Origin of the sequence: Streptomyces sp. DT190 (genome assembly GCF_049846985.1) — a bacterium.
GTDB lineage: Bacteria > Actinomycetota > Actinomycetes > Streptomycetales > Streptomycetaceae > Streptomyces.
In genome coordinates, this window is record NZ_JBNCNM010000003.1 from 144,839 (window position 1) to 166,973 (window position 22,135).

Consider the following 22,135-nt stretch of genomic DNA (forward strand, 5'->3'; position numbering starts at 1 on the left):
GTGGACTGGAGGTTCCGGTCCCTGGTGGTCGCGCACGCCGTGTCGGCCTACGGGACGTACCTCAATCTGATCGCGCTCAGCCTGTTCTCGTACGAGGTCACGGGCACCGCCCTGGGCGTGGGCGCGGTGATGGCCGTACGGCTGCTGTCCGGTGTCGCGGCCGGGCTCGCCGCCGGGGCGGTGACCGCGAGGGTGACGCGCCGGACCGTCATGGTGACCACCGACCTCGCCCAGACCCTCGCCATGGTGGTGCTCGCGCTGGGGGCCCAGGACATCTCGCCCGGGGTGCTGCTCGGCGCGGTGCTCGTGCTGGGGGCGGGCAACACGCTCTTCAACGTCGCGCTGCGCAGCTCGGTCCCCGTCCTGGTCGGGCAGGAGGACCGCGCGCGGGCCAACGGCGTGCTGGTGACGGCCCGTTCCGTCGCCACGGTGCTGGGCTTCGCGTCGGCCGCGCCGGTGATCGCCCTCGGCGGCTTCGGCGTCGCGTTCGCGGTCAACGGCGCGAGCTTCGTGGTGTCGGCGGCGGTGGTGGCGGTGCTGCGGCCGCGGACGGACTCCGCCGGTTCGGTGGAGCAACCTCAGTGTGCGCAGAGCGATGTGGCCCAGAAGGCCGGTCCCTCCTCGGCCGGAGCCGGTGAACTGCCGACCGGGGAGCGGCCGGAGAGCGTGCCGGTGCGGGGCGGGTGGCTGGGGCGGCGCGTGCCGGCACCGGGCGGGTGGCTCGGGCGGCGCGTGCCGGCACCGGGCAGGTGGCTCGCGCGGCGCGTACCCGTGCAGGGCGGACGGCTCAGGCGACGCATGCCCGACCAGGGCGGACGGCTCACGCGGCGCGTACCGGTCCGGGGCGGACGGCTCGCGCGGCGTGTCGCGGGAGTCGCCGGGCCGCTGCTCGGGCTGATCGCGCTGCGGGGCCTGGACGCGCTGGCGTCCGCCTCGCACAACGTCGCGCTGCCGCTGGCGGCGAACGCGGCCGAACCGTCCGAACCGGCGCTGTTCATGACCCGGTTCTGGTCCGCGTGGGCCGTCGGCACGCTCCTCGCCCACCAGGTCCTCAAACGCCGCCCGCACGGCACGACGTGGGGCGAGCGCGCCTTCGCCGCGGGCACCTGCGCGATGTCGCTCTGCTTCGTCGCGGCGTTCACCGGACTGCCCGCCCCGGCCCTGATGGTGGCGGCCCTGGCGGCGGGGTTCGCGGACGGCTGGACCGAGATCGTCTACACCTCGCGTCTCCAGGCGGCGCCCGACCGGCAGCGCGACCGGCTGTTCGGACTGTCGGCCACCGCCGAGCAGTCCGGGTTCGCGCTCGGCACGATCACCGCCGCTGCCGCGTTGGAGACTCTGCCCGCCCTCGCCGTCGTGGGCGCCTTCCACGGGGCGGCGGTGTGCGGGGCGGTGGCCCTGCTGCTCACCGTACGGAAGCGCCACACCCGCAAAGCCACGAACCGTTCGTCCACCGACGCAGAAGAGGGAGAGGGCACGCATGGAGCGTCTACGGGGGCAGGCCGTCTGCCGGGGTCCTGAGCCCGAGTGGACCGCGGACGACCCGGCCGACGCGGTGCGGGCGCTGCTGGGCGCGGCCTGCTCGGCGCCCGGCGGTGCCGTCGTCACGGTCGCGGCCGACGGCACGACCGGCTCCCGGTCGTATCCCGAACTGCTGGACGCGGCACGCCGGATGCTCGGCGGGCTGCGTGCCCACGGGGTGCGGCGCGGTGATCCGGTGGTGCTGTGCGGGCTGCCGCTGGACGAGTTCTTCCCCGCCTTCTGGGCGTGTGTGCTGGGCGGAGCGCTCCCGGTGGCGATCGCCGAGCACCCCGCGCCGGGTTCGACGGCCTTCGAACGCCTGGGCCAGACCTGTGCGTTACTCGACGGGCCGCTGGTCCTGACCGACGCCCCCGGCGCGGCGGCCCTCGCCCATGCCACGCCCGCCCCGCGTACCGCCCTCGCCCGGCAGTGCCTCGCCGCACCGCCCGCCCGGGACCACGTCGAGCCCGACCCCTCCGACACGGCTCTGCTGATGCTGTCCTCCGGCAGCACCGGGGTCCCGAAGGCGGCACGGCTGACGCACGCCGGCCTCGCGGACTTCGCGGCGAGCAGCCGGCGGATCCTCGACGTCCGCGCGGACGACACGATGGTGAACTGGCTGCCCGTCGACCACAGCGGCGCCTTCCTCCTCTACCACCTGCTGGCCGTCTTCACCGGCTGCACCAACGTCCACGCCCCCACCGAGCACGTGCTCGCCGACCCGCTGCGCTGGCTCGACCTCCTGCACGAGCACCGGGCGCGGCACAGCTGGGCGCCGACCTTCGCGTACCGGCTCGTCGCGGACGCGCTGGCCGAGCGGCCCGACGGCCACTGGGACCTGGGCGGTCTGAAGTCGCTGCTGTGCGGGGGCGAGCGGGTCGTGCTGCCGGTGCTGCGCCGCTTCCTCGACGCGACGGGCCCGTACGGCGTGCGCGAGGAGCACATCGCCCCGGTGTGGGGCATGGCCGAGACCGTCACCGCCGTCACCTACGGCCGGCTGGACCGGCCCGGCACCGTGCACCGCCTGCTCAAGAGCAGCCTGGGCGGCGACCTGGTGCGGGCCGGCGAGGACGTGCCCGACGCGGACTGCGTCACGTTCGTCGCCTGCGGCTCGCCCGCGCACGGCGTCACGCTGCGTGTCGTCGACGACCGCGGCGACCTCGCCCCGGCGGGCCGGATCGGCCGGCTCCAGGTCCACTCGCCCGCCCGGCTCACCCCCGGCTACGTGCGCAACCCCGAGGCGGACGCCGCCGCCTACCCGGCCGGTCCGGACTGGCTGGACACCGGCGACCTGGCCTTCCTCGACGGCGGCCAGGTCGTCATCACCGGGCGGCGCAAGGACGTCATCATCCTCAACGGCCTCAACGTCTACTGCCACGAGGTGGAGGAGGCCGCCACCGCCGTCGCCGGGGTACGGCAGGGCGAGGTCGCCGCGTGCGGGATTCCGTCGGCGGAGCAGGGCACGGAGGAGCTGGCGGTGTTCTTCGTCAGCCGCGGTGCCGCCGAGGACACCCGGATCGCCGCGGAGGTGAGGGCGGCGCTGTTCAGCCGCCTCAGGCTCACCGCCGCCCACGTCCTGCCCGTCCCCGAGGGCGAGTTCCCGCGGACGCCGGCGGGCAAGGTGCGCCGGGAGGAGCTGCGCAGCCGGCTGACCCGGGACGAGCCGCGGGGCACGGCCCGGGACGGCGGGCCGCAGCACGGGCCGGACCCCGGCCGGGACGGCGAGCCGCAACACGGGCCGAACCCCAGCCGGGACGGCGAGCCGCAACACGGGCCGGGCCCGGGGCGGGACGCCGACGCGATGGTCCGGGTCGTCGGGGAGGAGCTGGCCGCCGTACTCGGCCGCCCGGCCGAGGCGGACCTGCCGTTCTACGAACTCGGCCTGACCTCGCTGCTGTTGGTGCGGCTGCGGAACCGGCTGACGGAGCGCCTCGGCACGCCCGTACCGCAGACGGCGTTCTTCGAGCATCCGACGGTCACGGCTCTCGCGACCCACCTCGCGGCCCACCTCGTGACCCACCCAGCGAACGGGCCCGCACCCACCTCGACTTCGCCGCCCGCACCCGCATCCCCCGCGCCGTCGGCGAGTGAGGCCGCTCCGGGCCCGCCCGCCGCACCCGGTGCGGCACCCACCGGCAGCCGGACCGACCAGCGCGTGGCCGTCATCGGGCTGGCCCTGCGCTTCCCCGGGGCCCGCACGGCGGACGAGTTCTGGGCGAACCTGCGGGACGGCGTGGACAGCGTGCGGGTGTTCGGCGAGCAGGAGCTCGCGGCGGCCGGGCTCACCCCGGAGCAGCGCCGCGCCCCCGGGCACGTGCCCGCCGCCGGAGTCCTGGACGGGGTCGAGGAGTTCGACGCGGACTTCTTCGGGCTGAACCCGCGGGAGGCCGGGCTCACGCACCCCGCGCACCGGCTGTTCCTGGAGTGCTGCCACCAGGCCCTGGAGGAGGGCGGCCACGCGGCGACCGCCCCGGACGTGCGGGTGGGGGTGTTCGCCGGGTCCGGCATGAACCTCTACGACCACCAGCAGCAGCCCCCGGCCGGTACGGCGTACGACCCCGCCGATCCGGCCGCCGGCATGCAGTCGGCCATCGGCCGCGAGCCGGACTTCCTCGCCACGCGCGTCGCCTACCGGCTCGGCCTCACCGGCCCGGCGATCGGCGTGCAGACGGCCTGTTCCACGTCCCTGGTCGCCGTGCACCTGGCGGTGCAGGCGCTGCTCACCGGCGAGACGGACCTGGCCCTGGCCGGTGCCGCCGCGGTGCATCTGCCCCAGGAGACCGGCTATCACAGCCACCCCGGTTCGATCCTGTCCCCCACCGGCCGCTGCCGGGCCTTCGACGCGGAGGCCGACGGCACCGTCGGCGGCAACGGCGTGGCCGCGGTGCTGCTCAAGCGCCTGGACCGGGCGCTGGCCGACGGCGACACCGTGCACGCCGTGATCCTGGGCTCCGCCGTCAACAACGACGGCGCCGCCAAGGTCGGTTTCAGCGCCCCCGGGGTCGAGGGGCAGGTCGAGGTGGTGCGCCAGGCGCTGCGCAGGGCGGACGTGCCGCCGGAGACGATCTCCTACGTGGAGGCGCACGGCACGGGAACGCGGCTCGGCGACCCGGTGGAACTCACGGCCCTGGCACGGGTGCTCACCCCGGAGGGCGACGTCCCGCCGGGCTGGTGCACGGTCGGTTCCGTGAAGCCCAACATCGGTCACCTCGACAGTTGCGCGGGCATGGCCGGGCTCATCAAGACGGTCCTGATGCTGCGGCACCGCACGCTGGTGCCCACCCCGCACCTGACCCGCCCCAATCCCGAACTCCCCCTGCGGGGCAGCCGGCTGCGGCTGGCCACCGAGCTGGAGCCGTGGACGGCACCGGACGGCTCACCCCGCCGGGCCGGGGTGAGCGCGCTGGGCGTCGGCGGCACCAACGCCCACGTCGTCCTGGAGGAGGCCCCGCCCGCGCGCCTCCATCCGGCCCCCGAACCGCCCGTCCTCGTCCCCGTCTCGGCCCGCGACGCCGAGTCCCTCGACGCGCTCACGGCCGCGCTCCGCGACCATCTCCTGGCCCACCCGGACCTGCCGGCCGCCGACGTGGCCGCCACCCTGGCCCTCGGCCGTCCGCACCGCGCCGTACGCACCGCCGTCGCCGGCCGCACGGCCGGGGATCTCGCCGCCGCGCTGGCGGAGCACCGGCCCACCGCACCGGCCGCCCCGGTGGGCCCGGTCGCCTTCGCCTTCACGGGCCAGGGCAGCGCCCGTCGCGGCATGGCGAGCGGCCTGTACGCCGCGCACCCGGCGGCGCGGGCCACGCTCGACCGCTGCGAGGAGCTCCACGTCCGGGAGTTCGGCGGCAGCCTGCTCACCGCGCTGCTCTCGCCCGGCGGCCCCGCCCCGGACGGGACCGCCGAGGAGCAGGAGATCTGGCCCACCGACACCGCACAGGCGGCCCTCTTCGCCCATCACGCGGCACTGGCGGACGCCTGGCAGGCGGCCGGGATCCGGCCGGGGCTGCTGTTCGGGCACAGCGTCGGCGAGTACGCCGCGCTCTACGCGGCCGGTGCCCTCTCCCTGGAGGACGGGCTGCGGCTCACCGCCTGGCGCGGACGTCTGATGCGGGAACGATGTCCGGCCGGGGGCATGCTCGCCGTCCGTTCCGACGCCGCCACCGCCCGCCGCGTCGCCGCTGCCGCCGGTGCGGAACTCGCCGCGGTCAACGGCCCGGCCGCCCATGTGCTCTCGGGCCTGCCGCAGACACTGAAGGAGGCGGCGCGGCTGCTCGACCAGGAGGGCCTGCGCTGGCGTGCGCTGCCGGTCGACCGGGCGTTCCACTCCGCGGAGATCGAGGACGCGCTGGACGCGTTCCGTGCCCGCGCCGCACAGGTGACGTACCGCCCGCTGCGCACCCCCCTGGTGACCACGGCCGACGGGGAGCTGCGCCCGGCGGGCTGGACGGTCGACGTGGAGTACCTGTGCCGCCAGGCCCGGCAGCCGGTCCGCTTCGACCTCGCGATGGCCACGGCGGTCGCGCAGGGCTGCCGCGACTTCGTAGAGCTCGGCGCCGGGCGCACCCTCACGGGCCTCGGGCGCCACTGCGTACCCGACAGCCGGTGGCTGAGCGGGCAGGGCGCGGGAGACACGTCCGCCGAGCAGGCCCAGGGCTTCCTGACGGCCCTGGGCTCGCTGTACGGCAGGGGAGCCGACCTGGACTGGCGGGCGCTGGCCGGCGGCGGGGGCCGGGTGCCGCTGCCGGGGCATCCGCTGCGGCGGCGGGTGGTGCCGTTCGTCGGCATACTGCCGGCCGGGCACACGCCGCCGTCCGGGAGCGCGGCGCCGTCCGGGAGCGCGGCGCCCACAGCTCACGAGCGCGCCGCAGAGCCCGATAACGATGTCCTGGACTTCGTACGGCAGTTGGCGGCCGACAAGCTCGGCCGTCCGGTCGCCGACGTGACACCGGACAGCTCCTTCTTCGAACTGGGCGCCGACTCGCTGTCCTTGATGAGCATGACGACGGAACTGGAGCAGCGGTACGGCGTCCGGGTCCCGGTCCGGGAGGTGTTCGACACGGCCGACACGCCGGGGAGGCTGGCGGAACGGGTCGGGGAGCTGCGGGGAGACGGACGACGGCCGGTGGATCGCCGCCGGGCGGACCACCGCTCGGCGGACCACCGCTCGGCGGAAACGGTGGTCCGGGAGCCGGTGGCAACGGAGTCAGTGGCCATGGGGTCAGTGGCCATGGGATCAGTGACCATGGAGTCAGTGGCGCCCGACGCCCCGCAGGTGTCAGGGGAATCCGTGGCGCCCACTGCCCCGCAGCCGTCACCGGAAGACCGGGAGGGCCTGACCGCCTTCTTCGGGGAACAGCTGCGACTGGCAGGGCAACTGGTCGACCAGGTAGGCGCGATGATCTCCCGCCAGCTCGACGTACTCGCCACGACCGGCACCGGGACGGCACCGCCCCGGACCCCCGCTGTCAGCCCCGCCCCCGCTCCCCGCCCGATCCCTCGCCCCCACCCTCGTCCCTCCATACCGGACGCGGACGCCGCCGGAACCACCGACTTCAGCCTCTACTTCTTCGGCGACTACCCCGAGGACACCGACCACGACAAGTACGGCCTGATCATGGCCGCCGCCGAGTTCGCCGACCGGCAGGGCTTCCACGCCCTGTGGTTCCCGGAGCGGCACTTCAACTCCTTCGGCGCGCTCTTCCCCAACCCCTCCGTCCTGGCCGCCGCCCTCGCGGCCCGGACCGAACGGGTCCGGTTGCACGCCGGTTCCGTGGTGCTGCCGCTGCACCATCCGGCCCGGGTCGCCGAGGAGTGGTCGGTCGTCGACAACATCTCCGGCGGGCGGACGGGCCTGTGCTTCGCGAGCGGCTGGCACGCCACCGACTTCGCGCTCGCCCCGCAGCACTTCGGCCGGCACCGGGAGGTGATGTACGAGCACCTGGCGACCGTACGGGCCCTCTGGTCGGGGCAGCCGGTGAAGACGACCGCGGGTGACGGCACGCCCGTGGAGATCTCCCTGCACCCGCGCCCCGTGCAGGAGCGGCCGCCGATGTACGTGGCCGTCGTCGGGAACCCGGACAGCTACCGCCGGGCGGCCGCCGAGGATCTCGGCGTGGTCACCAACCTGATGACGCAGACGGTGGAGCAACTGGCCGAGAACATCGCGCTGTACCGGCGCTGCCGCGCCGAGCACGGTCTCGACCCGGCGGCCGGGCGGGTGGTGGTGCTCGTGCACACGTACCTGGAGGACGACGCGGAGCGGGCGCGGGCCGAGGCGTACCGGCCGTTCCTGTCGTATCTGCGGTCCTCGCTGTCCCTCTTCGACCAGGTCACCAACAGCCTGGGCTTCCAGGTGGACCTGGAGAACACGCCGGAGGAGGACGTGGAGTTCCTGCTGGGCCGGGCGTACGAGCGCTACTGCGCGTCCCGTGCCCTGATCGGCGACGAGCGCACCGCCGCGGAGACGGTCGGGCGTCTGCTGGCCGCCGGGGCGGACGAGATCGCCTGCTTCGTGGACTTCGGCGTACCGAAGGAGAAGGTGCTGGCGGCACTGCCCGTGCTGGACCGGGTCCGCAGGGCGGCCCCCGCCACGAGCCCGCAGCCGAAGGCTCCAGCGCAGGCGCAGCCCCGATCACTCCCGCAGTCCCGACCGCAGCCGCAGTCCGGACCGTTGCCGGAGGCCCGGCCGCAGCTCCGCCCGGAGCCCGAATCCCGGCCGCCGCACCCAGAACCGCGACCGCAGACACGACCACGGCCGCAACCACAACCACACTCGCGACCGCAACAGGACCCGGAACCGCCCACCGGGGCCACCGCCCGGCCCCCCGCACCGGGCCGCCGCCCCCTCACTCCCGCCCAGCGCCGCATCTGGTTCCTGGAGCAGCTGCACCCGGGCACCGCGATGTACCACGAGCCGAAGGCGATCCTGCTCGACGGCCCCCTGGACGTCGCGGCCCTGCGCTGGGCGCTGCACCGGGTCGCCGACCGGCATCCTGCCCTGCGCACGGTGTTCGGCGACTCGGACGGTGTCCCCTACCAGGAGATACGCGACCTGATGCCGCTCGACTGCCCCGTGGAGGACCACACGGGCGCGACCGAGGAGGCGGCCCTGCGGTCGGTGCTGGCGGCGGACCACGGTCTGAACCTGTCCACCGGTCCCCTGGTCGCGGCCCGGCTGCTGCGCCTCGCCCCGGACCGCCACCTGCTCTTCCTCCTGGCCCACCACATCGTCTTCGACTCGTCCTCCACATCCGTGCTGGCCCGCGATCTCGCCGCGTACTACCGCGCCCGGCGCGGTGCCGGACCCGAGCCCCGGCCCCTGCCCGAACTGCCGGCACCGGCCCGCCCGGACCCCGCCTCCCTCGACTTCTGGCGGCATCACCTCGCCGGCGCACCCGAGCTCACCCTCCCCACCGACCGCCCCCGCCCACCGGTCCGTTCGGGAGCGGGCGCGAGCCTCACCCACACCCTCGACGCCGAACTGATCGACGGCATGCGGAAGTTGGCGGCCGGGCACCGCGCCACCCTGTTCATGGCGCTGACCGGTGCGATCGGCGCGGTCCTCGGCCGGTTCGCCGGGCAGCGGGACGTGGTGATCGGCACGGCGCTGGCCTCCCGTCCCCCGGGCGCCGAGGACCACGTCGGTCTCTTCCTCGACACGGTCCCGTTGCGCCTGGACCTCACCGGCGACCCGGATTTCCCGGCCCTGCTGCGCCGGGTCCGCGAGAGCAGCACCGCCGCGTACGAGCACAGCGGCGTGCCCTTCGACGAGCTGGTCGGCGCGCTCAACCCGCGTCGCGACCCGGGCCGCAACCCGCTGTTCCAGGTGATGGTGGAGTACGAGAACGAGGGCGGGGCGGAGTTCGACCCGCCGGACCTGGCCGCCACCCTGCTCGACGTGCCCAGCGAGCGCGCCCCGTTCGACCTCAGCGTCTACCTCACCCGCCACCCGGGCGGCGTCCGCTTCATGGTCGAGTACGACACGGTCCTCTTCGACGAGGCGACGGTCCGCCGTTTCGTGGACTACGTCGAGCAGGTGCTGCGCCGGGCGCTGGACGCGCCGGACGCGCCGCTGGGGGCGCTGACCTCCCTCACGGCGGCCGACCGTGCGCGGCTGGCCGCCCTGGAGCACACCGCGCAGGCCGCGCCTGCGGGCACCCTGCACGCCCTGTTCGAAGAGCAGGCGCGCCGCACGCCGGACGCGACAGCCCTCCTCGGTGACGAAACCCGCATCAATTACGCGGAGTTGGACGCGGCGGCCAACCGCCTGGCCCACCTGCTCCGCGACCGCGGCGCGCGACGAGGCCACCGCGTGGCGGTCCTGCTCCCCCGGGGCCCCCAGCTGATCACGGCCCTGCTGGCGGTCCTCAAGACGGGAGCGGCCTACGTCCCGCTGGACCCGTCCCTGCCCGCCCCCCGCCGGGCCCTGCTCCTCGCCGACACGGCACCGGTGCTGCTCCTCACCTCCGAGGCCACGCCCGACATGGACGCCGAACTCCCCGTCGTACACGTGGAGTCGGCGGACGAGACCCTCTCCTCCGTCCCCCTCCCGGACGGCGCGGGGCCGGAGGACCCGGCCTACTGCATCCACACCTCGGGCTCGACCGGCCGGCCGAAGGGCGTGCTCGTACCGCACCGGGGCCCCGCGAACCTGGTCCGGCACCACCTGACCCGGCACCCGGCGCTGCGCACCCTCCAGTGGACGTCCCCGGCGTTCGACGTGAGCGTGCAGGAGATCTTCACGACGCTCGCCTCGGGGGCGGCCCTGGTCCTCGTCGACGACGCCGTACGGCACGACCCGACGGCGGTGGCGCGGACCGTCCGCCGCCACGGGGTGCAGCGCCTGTTCATGCCGTGCACCCCCCTGAAGTACCTGATGGAGACGGCTCCCGAACTGCCCTCCCTGCGGGAGCTGTTCTCGGCGGGCGAGGCCCTCCACCTCACCCCGGCCTTCCGCCGCTTCCTGACCGCGCACCCGCAGTGCACGCTGCACAACCAGTACGGCCCCACGGAGACGTCGATCATCGTCACCTCGCACCGCGTCGACCCGTCCGGCGAGGAGTGGCCGCCGATCGGCACGCCGGTGCCGGGGGCCCGCGTCCTCCTCCTGGACGCCGCGGGCCGGCCGGTCCCGGCCGGAGCGGTCGGCGAGATCCACGTCGGCGGGACGCCGGTGGCGCACGGTTACCACGACCGTCCCGCCGAGACCGCCGCCGCGTTCCTCGACGACGGCGCGGGCGGCGTGCGGTACCGCACGGGCGACCTGGGCCGCTGGCGCACCGACGGCACGCTGGAGTACCGGGGCCGGGCGGACGACCAGGTGAAGATCCGCGGCTACCGGGTCGAACCGGGCGAGGTGCGGGCGGCGTTGACGGCCCTGCCCGCCGTCCGTGACGCGGCGGTGCTGCCGCGCCGCGACCGCCACGGCGACAACGAACTGGTGGCGTACGTGGTCCCGGACGAGGGGGCGTCCTGGCCCGAGGCGCGCAGCGCGCTCGCGGCCCGCCTCCCCGACCACCTGGTCCCGCGCCGCTGGGTGTCCCTGGACCGCCTCCCGGTCAACGCCTCCGGCAAACTCGACCGCGCGGCCCTGCCGGAGCCCGGGGACGAGCCGGCGCAGCCCTCGCGAGCGGAGCCGGCGACGGACCTGGAGCGGGCGCTGCACGAGCTGTGGTGCGAGGAACTGGGCACCAGCCCGCTCCCGGTCACGACACCCTTCTTCGAGCTCGGCGGCCACTCCCTGAGCGCCATCCGCCTGCTGAACCGGATGCGGGAGGCGGCGGGCATCGACCTCACGATGGCGGACTTCTTCCTGGACCCGACGATCCGGGGCATCGCGAACCGCCCCCGGGTGATGGACACAGCGCCGATGCCCTCCACCCTCCGCCGCCTGTGGCACCGCCACCACACCCTCACCGACCCGAGCGTCTACAACATCGCCCACCGCATGGACCTGCGCGGCGCGTTGGACCCCGAGGCGCTGCACGCCTCCCTCCACGACGTGGTGACACGCCACCACGCCCTCCGCGCCAGGCCGGTGCACCGACCGGACGGCCGCTACGAGGTGGAGATCCTCTCCGAGGTCCCGGTGGACCTCCCGGTCACCGACCTCCGCGCGGCGGCCACACCACGGGAACGGGCGGCCGACGCCTGGTGCGCGGCAAGAATCTCCACCCCGTTCACCCTGAATGAGCCCCCACTGTTCCGCTTCGCCCTGGCCCGCCTGGCGGACGACCACTGGATCCTGCTGACGGTCTTCCACCACGCGGTCTGCGACGGCTGGTCCGTGGGCCTGATCCGACGCGACCTGCAGGAGTTCTACAACGCGCGCAAAGTCGACGAATCGCCTCAACTACCGTCGGTTGGGCACCACTTCACGGACTTCGCCCGAGCGGAACACACCCTCCCGGAGGACCGCAGGCGAACCCTGGAGCACTTCTGGCGCAAGGAACTCACCGACGTCCCGCTGCGCCCGCCCCTCCCCTACGACCACCCGCACCCCGGCACGCTCTCCGGCCGCGGCGCCCTGCACACCTGGACCGTCGACGACGACACCCCGGCCCGCCTCACGGCCACGGCGACCCGTCTGGGCACCACGCCGTACACGGTCCTGGCGGCCACGTTCGCGAAGTGGCTCGGCACGCTGTGCGGTGATCAGGACGACATCGTCCTGGCGGCGTCCAGCGCGAACCGCATCCCCCGCGAGCGCGCCGAAACGGTCGGCATCGTGGGCGACGCGGTCCTCCTCCGAACCCGCCTGTCCGAGGCGGACTCCTTCGCCACCCTGGTGACCCGACTGGGCACCACCCTCTTCGAGGCCCTGGACCACCAGCAACTCCCCCTGACGGACGTGGTCTCCCTGGTCTCCCCGGAGCTGACGAAGACCCTGTTCCCGACGGTCCTGTTCACGGTCATCACCACGGACCCCCCGACCCTGAACCTCAGGGACGTCCACACCACCATCCACCCCCTCCCCCTCCAGGGCGTGGCCCGCAACGAGCTCTACACCGTGATCACCCCGGAACCGGACCGCATCACGATCACGTTCGAGTACTCGACGGACCTGTTCACGGCGGAGACGGTCGCGGGGTGGGCGGAGTCGTTCTCCAACCTCTTGAGGGAAGTCACAGGCTCGCCCTGACCATCGCGGAGAGGGTGGCTCCGTCCCGTGAGTCACCCTCGTCGCAGTCATCGAAGTCGACGGTGAGCCGGCCTGATGGAGTGTCGTCATGTGAGCCCACTTCGCAAGTGATGGCCGCCCGCAACGGCACCGAGTCTGGCCAGGCAGGCTGTCGCGAAAACCCTCCAGAACCGGCAGCCCGAATGGGAGACTTCCTTCGGACGTAACAACTCAGGGGGGTTCAAAGCATGGCGACGGATGCCCACGACGGACCGGTTCCGGACGGAGACGCTCGTGGGCAGCGAGTCCTCGACCTCGTGGACAAGGCAATCGGCGGCCAGAGCCCGCTGGTGCGCAAGAACATCGCCCGGGCCCGCCAGCGGAACCCCGAAGCGTCGCCGGCGCAGGTGATACGCAACCTGGAGCGGATGTACGTCAGCGCCCTGACCGGGACAGGTGCCGCGGTCGGGGGGACCGCGGCCGCGCCCGGGGTCGGTACGGGAGTCGCGCTGGTGCTGTCGGCGGGTGAGGCACTCTCCTCTCTTGAGCTGACCGCCCTCTTCGCGCTCTCGATCGCCGAGGTCCACGGGGTCCCCATCGACGAGGTCGAGCGCCGCCGGACGATCGTCATGGGGATCCTGCTCGGTGGGAGCGGCTCCACCACCATCACCAAGATCGCCGAGCGGACCGGGCAGCACTGGGGACGTCAGGTCGTCGCCAAGGTTCCGGTCGAGACGCTGCGTCAGATCAACAAGATCCTCGGGAGGAACTTCATCACCAAGTACGGGACCAAGCAGGGGATCATCGTTCTCGGCCGAGTGGCGCCGTTCGGTATCGGCGCTGTGATCGGCGGTGGGGCCAATGCCGCCATGGCCGCTCTCGCGGTGAGGGCCAGTCGTCGCGCGTTCGGCCCTGCCCCGACGTCGTGGGACTGCTGACGCGCAGGACTTCACCGGCGTGCCTGAACCTGCCCGGCTGATCTCGGTGCCCTGAAGGGCGTCGAGCACCCGCCTCCGCCCTATGAGTCGGATACGGCACCGTGCAAACACCTCCGGGCCGTCTGAGCGCGCTGACGCCGAACCTCGCCTCCGAGTAGCCCACCAAAGGGTGGTTCGGTGTTTGGTTTGGCGGACCCTTGGCGAGTTCAGCGGTCGGCGGGCGGGGAGGCCGTGGCACTGGATGGCCGTTTCCCTCGCTCGCTGATGGTCTCGGGCCCCGCTCTCGGAGCAAACGTGCGCAGGACCGAGCCCGGTGCTCCACTCGCGCCAAAGGGCTTGTTCACCGCCTCCGCAACCGTCTGGACCGGGCGAAGCGTGACTCCCGCACGTCAGACGGCAACCACATGCACATCCGTCGGCGCCAGGACTGTCAGGTAGGCCTGGATGTCCGACGGGTCGGTAGTGAAGATCACCGCACTGCCGTGCCGGGCGGCCGCCAGGGCCACCCAGGCATCCACCGCGTCCGGTCGCTTCTTCGCCGGCAGGGCCGCCCTGCCCAGGGCGGTGCCGATGCGCCGCCAGTCCGCGAGGTCCGGGCCCGTCGCGCAGGCCAGGCACTCCGGACGGCCGGCCTTCGTCTCGCGCATGGGCGGTTCGGACGTACGGGCCTGAGGGACCGTGCAGTCCTTCAGGACCCCGGACAGGGCGTGCACCAGCGCCGGCTGGGGGCGCCACACCTGGGCAAGGACCGGGCCGAGTACCAGTGCCCGATGCGGGACCGTGCGCAGTCCCTCGTGGAGAGCCACCGCCTTGGCCTTGCGGTCGGCGAGCGCGATGAGCATGCCTGTGTCGTAGACCGGCACCCGTGCGCTCACGCGGCGTGCCCCGGACGGCGGCCTTGCCGTTCCTGGCCGCGGACGAGCCCTAGGGCCTCCTCGACTTCGAGGCGCTCCTGCTCCGTCAGTTCTGCGGCCGGTTCCCGGGCCGGTTCGGCGGGCAGCCCGTCCGCCGCCCGCTCCGCCCGGGCGATGAGTGCGTCCACCTCGGCGAACTGTTCGTCTATGGCGTCGCTCTCGGCCATCTGGCGCGTGGCGGCATGCACCAGGTACGCCGAGACGTCCATGCCCGCCTGTTCGGCGTGCTGCCTGATGCGCTCGGCCTGGTCCTGATCCAAGCTGATACTGATCCGCGTCTTTGCCACGAAGGCATCGTAATACGCGTATGACGGCGGTGCGAGTGCTACGGGACAGGTCGGTCGGTTCGAGTCCCTCTCGCACAGAGGAAATGAGAGGGACCGGCCCCTTCATCACCGCGTCCTCGCTGCCGGAGCCGCGATCACCCGCTCAATGTCGCCGACCAGCGCCGGGCCGTGTCGCGGTCGGCGTGGGACTCCGGGCACCGGGCCTGGGCGTGTGGCGGGCAGCGGGCCGTCTGCGGGTCTGCCAGTAGCGGCGCAGCAGCAGTACCAAGCCGCGCGGCCGGACGCCGATGGTGGAGGCGGTGGCGGTGCGAGGAGCCGGTCCGCGTCCGCGAGCGGCACGTTCACACTGCCGAGGTAACCGGCTTCTGCTACCCCGCAGGGGAACGCCTCAGCGCTAGCCGAGAGGCAGCGGCAGACGAGTCGGGCTGTACGCCGGGTTCTGTTCCCGGTGCTCCTCGCGGAGCGCCGGGCGACGGCCATCCATCTAGGGCCGGCGTTGCCGCCGGCCTCGTGCGGTCTACCCGCGGACTCGGGCGGGCAGCCCTCGAACGTCCGCGCAGAGACACCGGGGTGTCTCCTCTTGACCTTGCTCCGGGTGGGGTTTACCTAGCTGCCTGAGTCACCCCAGGCACTGGTGGTCTCTTACACCACCGTTTCACCCTTGCCCAGCACCGAGGTGCTGGGCGGTCTGCTTTCTGTGGCACTGTCCCGCGGGTCACCCCGGGTGGCCGTTAGCCACCACCCTGCCCTGTGGAGCCCGGACGTTCCTCGGGAAGCTCCCCGTCAGGGGGACTCCACGCGGCCGTCCGCCCGGCTCGTCTGCCGTGTCGACCATGGTACCCGGCGTGGCGTGGGCTTCGGTGCCGCCGCCGTGGCCAGGACCGAGCCGGCCAGGATCAGGGCGAAGGCGGCCGCCACGGTCGGGGTCAGCTGTTCGTCCAGGAAGACGGTGCCCGCCGCCACCGCGACCGCCGGGTTGACGTACGTGATGACCGCCGCGCGGGTCGGGCCGACCTCCTTGATCAGTTCCAGGAACGCCACGAACGCGATGGCCGTGCAGACGACGCCGAGCGCCACGAGGGCGGTGAGGGTCTGCGGTGAGGGGAGGGTCGCGGGGCGGGAGGCGACGGCCGCGGGGGCGTAGACCAGGGCGGCCAGTGCCAGGCAGGGCGTGATGAGGTGCAGGGTCGGGACGTCCTTGAGGTGGCGGCTGGCGATCAGGGGGGCCGTGGCGTAGCCGACGACCGTCACCAGGACCTCCGCCAGGGAGAAGGCGTCGCCGCCGGTCAGGTGCGGGACGGTGAGTACGCCCACGCCGGCCAGGCCCAGCGCGAGGCCGGTGACACGGCGGGTGCCGAGGGACTCCGCCGCGCCGAAGAAGCGGGAGAGGAGGACCGCGACGATCGGCACGCCCGCGATCAGCAGGCCCGCGGTGGAGCTGGACAGGTGGCGTTCGGCGTCGGTCAGGGTGTACCAGGGGCCGACGATCTCGATGACCGCGAAGGCCAGCATCGGCTTCCAGTGCGTCCGCACGGTGCGGGTCAGGCCCGGTTGGCGCAGGGCGAAGGGGAGGAGGAGGGCGGCGCCGAGCGCGCAGCGCGCGAACACCACCGCCGACGGGGACAGCTCGTCCACCGCCACCTTGATCAGCAGGTAGGGGACGCCCCAGACCACTCCCATCAGGGAGAACAGGAACCAGCCGCGTGCAGTCATGCGCCGAGTGTCGGCCGTCTCAGCCCGCCGCGTCTTGAACGCTGTTGCGGTACGCCGCCGGGGTCACGCCCAGCACGCGGCGGAACCAGCGGGTGAGGTGGGCCTGGTCGGCGAAGCCGACGAGCGCGGCGACCTCGGCGGGGCGCAGGCCGGAGTCCAGCAGGCGGCGGGCCCGGGCCACGCGGTGCTGGGCGAGCCAGGCGTACGGCGGTACGCCCATGGTCGTGCGGAAGGCGCGGAGCAGCTGGTAGCGGGACAGGCCCAGGTCGGTGGCGAGGGCGGCCAGGGACGGAGGTTGAAGCAGTTCGTCCGCGAGGCGGTCGCGTACGGTCCGGGCGATGTGGTCGGCGCCCGGCACGGTGCCGCTCGCCGCGCGGGCCGTGGAGTGCCGGTGGGCCAGGGCCGTGAGCAGCCAGGGCAGGCGGGACTCGGCCTCCAGCGGGTCGGGGCAGGCGCTGATGTCGGTGTGGGCGGCGCGCAGGGCCGCGGCGAGTTCCGGGTCGTGCAGGACGGGGTCGCGGAAGTGCGGCAGGCCGCCGAGGGTGCCGTCGGTGAGCAGGGCGGGGCCGGCGTAGAGGGCCTGGTAGGCGTAGCCGTCGGCGGCGGCCGGTCCGCCGGTGTGCATCTCGCCCGGTTCCAGCACGACGATCGAGCCGGGGTAGGAGTGGATGTGCCCGCCCCGGTAGGCGATGACTTCCGACCCACCGACCGTGACGCCGACGGTGAACTCGTCGTGGGCGTGGGGTGCGTAGGTGTGCTGGTCGAAGCGGGCGGTGAGCAGGTCCAGAGGCGGACCGCCGCGGCCCAGCCGCGCCCTGGTCCAGCTGGCCTGTTCGCGTGTTCCCATGACGCACCCCCGGCCACCAGGGGATCAGAGGAGCTCCGCGGTGTCCAGATCGGCACGGGCGGCAAGAGCACCGCGTTTCGTCCGATCGTGCGTGCTTGACCCTGCCGCAGCGTCAACGTCTTGACTGGTGGCATGCGGATCGGAGAACTCGCCTCGGCCGTCGGTGTCACCACGCGGGCCGTGCGGCACTACCACCATCTGGGGCTGCTGGCCGAGCCGGAGCGGCGGGCCAACGGGTACCGGGAGTACACGCTGCGGCACGCCGTTCTGCTGGCGCGGATCCGGCGGCTCACCGAGCTGGGGCTGGGGCTCGCCGAGGTGCGGGACGTGCTCGCGGACGACGCGGGCAAGGACCTCGTCGAGGTGCTGACCGAGCTGGACGAGGATCTGGCGCGGCAGGAGGAGGCGATCCGGGAGCGGCGGGGCCGGTTGCGGGCGCTGCTGGAGGCGGAGGGCGGGCTGCCCGCGGAGGGGCCCGTGTCGCCCGAACTGGCCGCGCTGTTCGCCGGGGCGGCGCATCTTTCGGACAGCCCGATGGCGGCCAAGGACCGCGAGATCATCGCCTTCCTGGAGACCTCCATGCCTCCCGGGGAGCGCGAGCGGATGGTGGCGTCGATCGGGGAGGCGCTGGGCAGTCCGGGAGCCGTGGCGCGGGCCGGTGAGGCGTACGCGCTGCTGGACGCACTCGCCGGCGCCGAGCCGGACGATCCGCGGGTCGGGGAGGCGGCCCGGGTGCTCGCCGGGTGCATTCCCCCGGGGCTGCTCCCGGAGACCGGGACCGCGGCGCTCGACCGGGACGACGGTGTGCTGCGCGCGTTCTGGGCCGACCTGGCCCCGGCGCAGGCCGAGGCGATCCGGGCGGCGCTGCGGATCCTCGGGGAGCGGCGATGAGAATCGCGTGGCTGCTGGTACGGCGCGAGGTGCGGGTGCTGATGAGTCTGGTGATGTGGGTGGCCCGGCGTACTGACGGGACGAGGGGGTGCCTGGCCTTCGGGTACGCGCGGGGACAGGGCGCCCTGATGGCCGGTTTGGCGTTCGTGTGCGTCGTCGAGACGGTCGCGCTGTCCGTGCTGCTGCGGGACTTCCCGACCGTGCACGCGGTGCTGTTGTTCCTGGACGTGTACGGCGTGGTGGTCGTCGTGGGGCTGCACGCCTCGTCCGTCGTACGCCCGCACGTGCTGGATCCGCAGGGCGGCACCCTGCGGATACGGCGGTACGTCCACGTCGACCTGTGGGTGCCGCTGGAGCGGATCGCCTCGGTGCGGCGCGAGCTGCGGATGACGCACGAGCGGGCCGACGGTGAGCTGGACGTCGAGGTCGGGTCGCGGACCACGCTCACACTCGTACTGACCGAGCCGGTCACCCACGTCTCGTTCCTCGGCCGGCGCCGCGAGGTCCGGGTCGTCCGCTTCCACGCCGACGACGCCGACGGCCTGCTCCGTGCCCTCGGCCCGGCGCGGGTGTGAGACCCCCGTACGCTGTCGGCGGAGTTCGATCGAAGGAGTACGTGTGCTTGTCCTGCTGCCGCCGTCCGAAGGAAAGGCCTCGTCCGGCCGTGGTGCGCCGCTGAAGCCCGAGTCGCTGTCCCTGCCGGGGCTCGCCGGGGCCCGGGAGGCCGTCCTCACGGAGCTGGTCGAGCTGTGCTCCGGCGACGAGGACAAGGCGCGCGAGGTGCTGGGGCTGAGCGAGGGGCTGCGGGGCGAGGTCGCGAAGAACGCGGAGCTGCGGACGGCGGGGGCGCGGCCGGCCGGGGAGATCTACACCGGCGTGCTGTACGACGCGCTGGGCCTGGCCACCCTCGACACGGCCGCCAAGCGCCGCGCGGCCCGGTCGCTGCTGGTGTTCTCGGGGCTGTGGGGTGCCGTGCGGGTGACGGACCGGATCCCGTCCTACCGGTGCTCGATGGGCGTGAAGCTGCCGGGGCTCGGGGCGCTGGGCGCGCATTGGCGTACGCCGATGGCGTCGGTGCTTCCCGAGGTGGCCGGGGGCGGGCTGGTGCTGGACCTGCGGTCGGCCGCGTACGCCGCCGCGTGGAAGCCGAAGGGCGAGGTGGCCGGGCGGACGGCGACCGTGCGGGTGCTGCACGCACCGACCCGGAAGGTGGTCAGTCACTTCAACAAGGCGACCAAGGGGCGGATCGTGCGGAGCCTGCTGACCGCCGGGGCGGCGCCGGAGTCGCCGGCGGAGCTGGTGCAGGCGCTGCGGGACCTGGGGTACGTGGTCGAGGCGGCGGCGCCCGGGAAGGCCGGTCAGGCGTGGGCGCTGGACGTGCTGGTGGACGAGGTCCACTGACCCGCGTTGCAGTAAGTGCAACGCCCTTTGCGCACTCTGCATTGTCGACGGCAGGATGAGGCCATGACCTCCTCCTCCGCCCTGCCCTCCTCCGTGCTGGACCTCGCGCCCGTCGTCCCCGTCGTCGTCGTCGAGGACGTCGGCGACGCCGTACCGCTGGCGCGGGCGCTGGTCGCCGGGGGGTTGCCGGCGATCGAGGTGACGCTGCGGACGCCCGTGGCCCTGGACGCGATCCGGGCCATCGCCCGGGAGGTGCCGGAGGCGGTGGTCGGGGCCGGGACGGTGATCAGCCCCGGGCAGGTGGCGGACGCGGTGGCGGCGGGGGCCCGGTTCCTGGTGAGCCCCGGCTGGACCGAGGGACTGCTGGAGGCGATGCGGGGCTCCGGTGTGCCGTTCCTGCCGGGGGTGTCGACCACGTCGGAGGTCGTGGCGCTGCTGGAGCGCGGGGTGCGGGAGATGAAGTTCTTCCCCGCGCAGGCGGCGGGCGGCACGGCGTATCTGAAGTCGCTGGCGGGACCGCTGCCGCAGGCGCGGTTCTGCCCCACCGGCGGGATCGGCCCGGACTCCGCGCCCGACTATCTGGCACTGCCCAACGTCGGTTGTGTCGGCGGCAGTTGGATGCTGCCGCGGGACGCCGTCGCGGGCGGCGACTGGGGCCGGGTCGAGGAGCTGGCCCGGGCCGCGGCGGGGCTCAGCGCAGGTGGGACGTGTCGTTGAGGAGGCGGACGCTGGCGTTGCCGTCCGCGTAGTACGCCACGACCGACAGGGACGCGGCCGACAGCTCCATGCGGAACACGGACTCGGCCGGGGCGCCCAGGGCGAGCCGGACGAAGGTCTTGATCGGGGTCACGTGCGTGACGAGCAGGACCGTGCGGCCCTGGTGGGCGGCGATCAGCTTGTCGCGGGTGGCGGCGATCCGCTCGGCGGTCGCGGCGAAGCTCTCGCCGCCGCCGGTGGGTTCGGCGTCCGGGGAGGCCAGCCAGGCGTTCAGGTCGTCGGGGTGACGTTCGCGCACCTCGGCGAAGGTGAGTCCCTCCCAGGCGCCGAAGTCGGTCTCGCGCAGCCCGTCCTCGATCTCCACGTCCAGCCCGAGCCGGGCCGCTACGACAGCGGCCGTCTCCCGGGTCCGGGCCAGGGGCGACGAGACGACCGCCTGGATCGTCCCGCGCCGGGCCAGCATCGCGGCGGCCCGCTCGGCCTGCTCCCGCCCCACGTCGGAGAGCGACGGGTCGGTGCCGCCGCTCCCCGAGAACCGCTTCTGCGGCGTCAGCGGCGTCTCCCCGTGCCGGAGCAGCACGAAGGTGGCCGGGGCACCCATGTCCGCGGGCGCCCATCCGGGCGAGGCCACGGTGGTGGCGGCACGGGTGTCGGCGACGGCTTTGGCGGCGCGGGTGTCGCCGACGGATTCGGCCGTGCGAGTGTCGCCGACGGAATCGGCGGTGCGGGTGCCGGCGACCGATTCGGCGGTGCGGGTGTTGGCGACCGATTCGGCGGTGCGGGTGTTGGCGACCGATTCGGCGGTGCGGGTGCCGGCGACCGACTCGGCAGTGCGGGTGCCGGCGACCGACTCGGCAGTGCGGGTGCCGGCGACCGATTTGGCAGTGCGGGTGCCGGCCGCGGCCGCGGTAACGGGGGTGTCGGCTTCGGCTCGGGGGGCGGGGGTGGCGACGCCGGCCTCGGCGGGAGTGTGAGCATCGGCCGTGGCGGCGGAGGCGCCGACGGCTCCGGCCTCGGCGGCGCGGGTGCCGGCTTCGACTTCGGCGGCACCGGTGTCCACTTCCGCCTCGGCAGCAGGGACACCGACCTCGCCCTCAGCGGCAGGGGCACCTATCGCACGCCCGGCTCCAGGAACGCCAGTCCCACCCCCGGCGGCAGGGTCGTCGGCCCCGCCGTCGCCGAGGGAGGCCCCGGCGCCGCCCGCTCGTCCCGCCGTCAGCGCCTCACGGACGCGAGCCGCGCCCGCCGCCGCATCGCCCGGCGGCTCCGGCCGCTCCGGCGTCGCCGCGGCCGTCGCCCGTGCGGCTCTCCGGTCCGCCGTGTCCAGGTCGAGGTCGGCCGTCGAAGCCGACTCCGACCACTGCTCGCCCTTCGCACCCGCGTCCATCGCCTCGTTGGCGAGCCGGTCCGCGTGCTTGTTCCGCTCGCGCGGTATCCACTCGTACGTCACGCGTCCCGGCGGGAAGATCCGGGCCGCCTCCGCGGCCAGGGGCCTCATCGCGGGATGCTTGACCTTCCAGCGGCCCGACATCTGCTCGACGACGAGCTTGGAGTCCATCCGGACGTGGACGGTGGCGGCCGGGTCCAGGGCGTGGGCGGCGCGCAGGCCTGCCAGCAGGCCCCGGTACTCGGCGACGTTGTTCGTGGCGACGCCGATGTACTCGGCGGCCTCCCGCAGCGTCTCCCCGGTCGCCGCGTCGCTCACCACGGCCCCGTAGCCCGCGGGCCCCGGGTTGCCCCGTGACCCGCCGTCCGCCTCGACGATGAACTCCCGCACCGGAGCGGCT

At 74.1% G+C, this 22,135-nt stretch carries 11 protein-coding genes, 1 other RNA gene and 1 pseudogene; 7 read left to right on the forward strand and 6 right to left on the reverse strand.

Features of this window, described 5'->3' with window-relative positions; genetic code table 11:
- From ACPXCS_RS07545 to ACPXCS_RS07555, 3 genes are all read left to right on the forward strand, one after another.
- Entirely contained in the window at positions 1–1,521 is a 1,521-nt protein-coding gene (locus ACPXCS_RS07545; RefSeq protein ID WP_425970920.1) for an MFS transporter, read from the forward strand.
- On the forward strand, positions 1,481–12,661 hold the full coding sequence (locus tag ACPXCS_RS07550) for an amino acid adenylation domain-containing protein (protein ID WP_425945262.1): 11,181 nt from the start codon (positions 1,481–1,483) through the stop codon (positions 12,659–12,661). The genes ACPXCS_RS07545 and ACPXCS_RS07550 overlap by 41 nt, the downstream gene beginning before the upstream one ends.
- Positions 12,662–12,888: 227 nt before the next feature.
- Positions 12,889–13,578, forward strand: coding sequence for a hypothetical protein (locus tag ACPXCS_RS07555; RefSeq protein ID WP_425945261.1), 690 nt, complete (start codon positions 12,889–12,891; stop codon positions 13,576–13,578).
- Between the two features lie 389 nt (positions 13,579–13,967).
- Here the strand turns inward: ACPXCS_RS07555 and ACPXCS_RS07560 are convergent, their stop codons facing one another.
- The 5 genes and pseudogenes from ACPXCS_RS07560 to ACPXCS_RS07580 all read right to left on the reverse strand — a co-directional run bounded on the left by ACPXCS_RS07560 (position 13,968) and on the right by ACPXCS_RS07580 (position 17,339).
- Positions 13,968–14,420, reverse strand: a complete 453-nt coding sequence (locus tag ACPXCS_RS07560; protein ID WP_425945260.1) for a hypothetical protein — start codon at positions 14,418–14,420, stop codon at positions 13,968–13,970.
- A gap of 29 nt (positions 14,421–14,449) precedes the next feature.
- Positions 14,450–14,779: a plasmid mobilization protein gene (locus ACPXCS_RS07565; RefSeq protein WP_425945259.1), complete on the reverse strand. Its 330-nt coding sequence runs from the start codon at positions 14,777–14,779 to the stop codon at positions 14,450–14,452.
- A 412-nt stretch (positions 14,780–15,191) separates the two neighbouring features.
- An RNA gene (gene rnpB / locus ACPXCS_RS07570) (RNase P RNA component class A) lies at positions 15,192–15,597 on the reverse strand.
- Between the two features lie 115 nt (positions 15,598–15,712).
- A pseudogene (locus ACPXCS_RS07575) lies at positions 15,713–16,492 on the reverse strand (DMT family transporter); the annotation flags it as partial.
- A gap of 19 nt (positions 16,493–16,511) precedes the next feature.
- Positions 16,512–17,339 carry an AraC family transcriptional regulator gene (locus ACPXCS_RS07580; protein WP_425945258.1) on the reverse strand — a complete coding sequence of 276 codons (828 nt, stop codon included), beginning with the start codon at positions 17,337–17,339 and terminating at the stop codon, positions 16,512–16,514.
- A gap of 132 nt (positions 17,340–17,471) precedes the next feature.
- Here ACPXCS_RS07580 and ACPXCS_RS07585 point away from each other — a divergent pair, with 132 nt between their 5' ends.
- The 4 genes from ACPXCS_RS07585 to eda all read left to right on the forward strand — a co-directional run bounded on the left by ACPXCS_RS07585 (position 17,472) and on the right by eda (position 20,348).
- Positions 17,472–18,230 (forward strand): MerR family transcriptional regulator, encoded by a 759-nt coding sequence (locus ACPXCS_RS07585; protein WP_425945257.1) that lies wholly within the window; start codon positions 17,472–17,474, stop codon positions 18,228–18,230.
- Complete coding sequence (locus ACPXCS_RS07590) at positions 18,227–18,805, forward strand: hypothetical protein (RefSeq protein WP_425945256.1); 579 nt, start codon at positions 18,227–18,229, stop codon at positions 18,803–18,805. Before ACPXCS_RS07585 ends, ACPXCS_RS07590 begins: the two co-directional genes overlap by 4 nt.
- A gap of 43 nt (positions 18,806–18,848) precedes the next feature.
- Positions 18,849–19,631, forward strand: coding sequence for a peroxide stress protein YaaA (gene yaaA, locus ACPXCS_RS07595; protein WP_425945255.1), 783 nt, complete (start codon positions 18,849–18,851; stop codon positions 19,629–19,631).
- A gap of 63 nt (positions 19,632–19,694) precedes the next feature.
- Positions 19,695–20,348, forward strand: coding sequence for a bifunctional 4-hydroxy-2-oxoglutarate aldolase/2-dehydro-3-deoxy-phosphogluconate aldolase (eda, locus tag ACPXCS_RS07600; RefSeq protein ID WP_425945254.1), 654 nt, complete (start codon positions 19,695–19,697; stop codon positions 20,346–20,348).
- Here the strand turns inward: eda and ACPXCS_RS07605 are convergent.
- Entirely contained in the window at positions 20,323–22,125 is a 1,803-nt protein-coding gene (locus ACPXCS_RS07605) for a bifunctional RNase H/acid phosphatase (RefSeq protein WP_425945253.1), read from the reverse strand. The two genes, eda and ACPXCS_RS07605, sit on opposite strands and share 26 nt — an antisense overlap.
- Positions 22,126–22,135 lie beyond the last annotated feature (10 nt).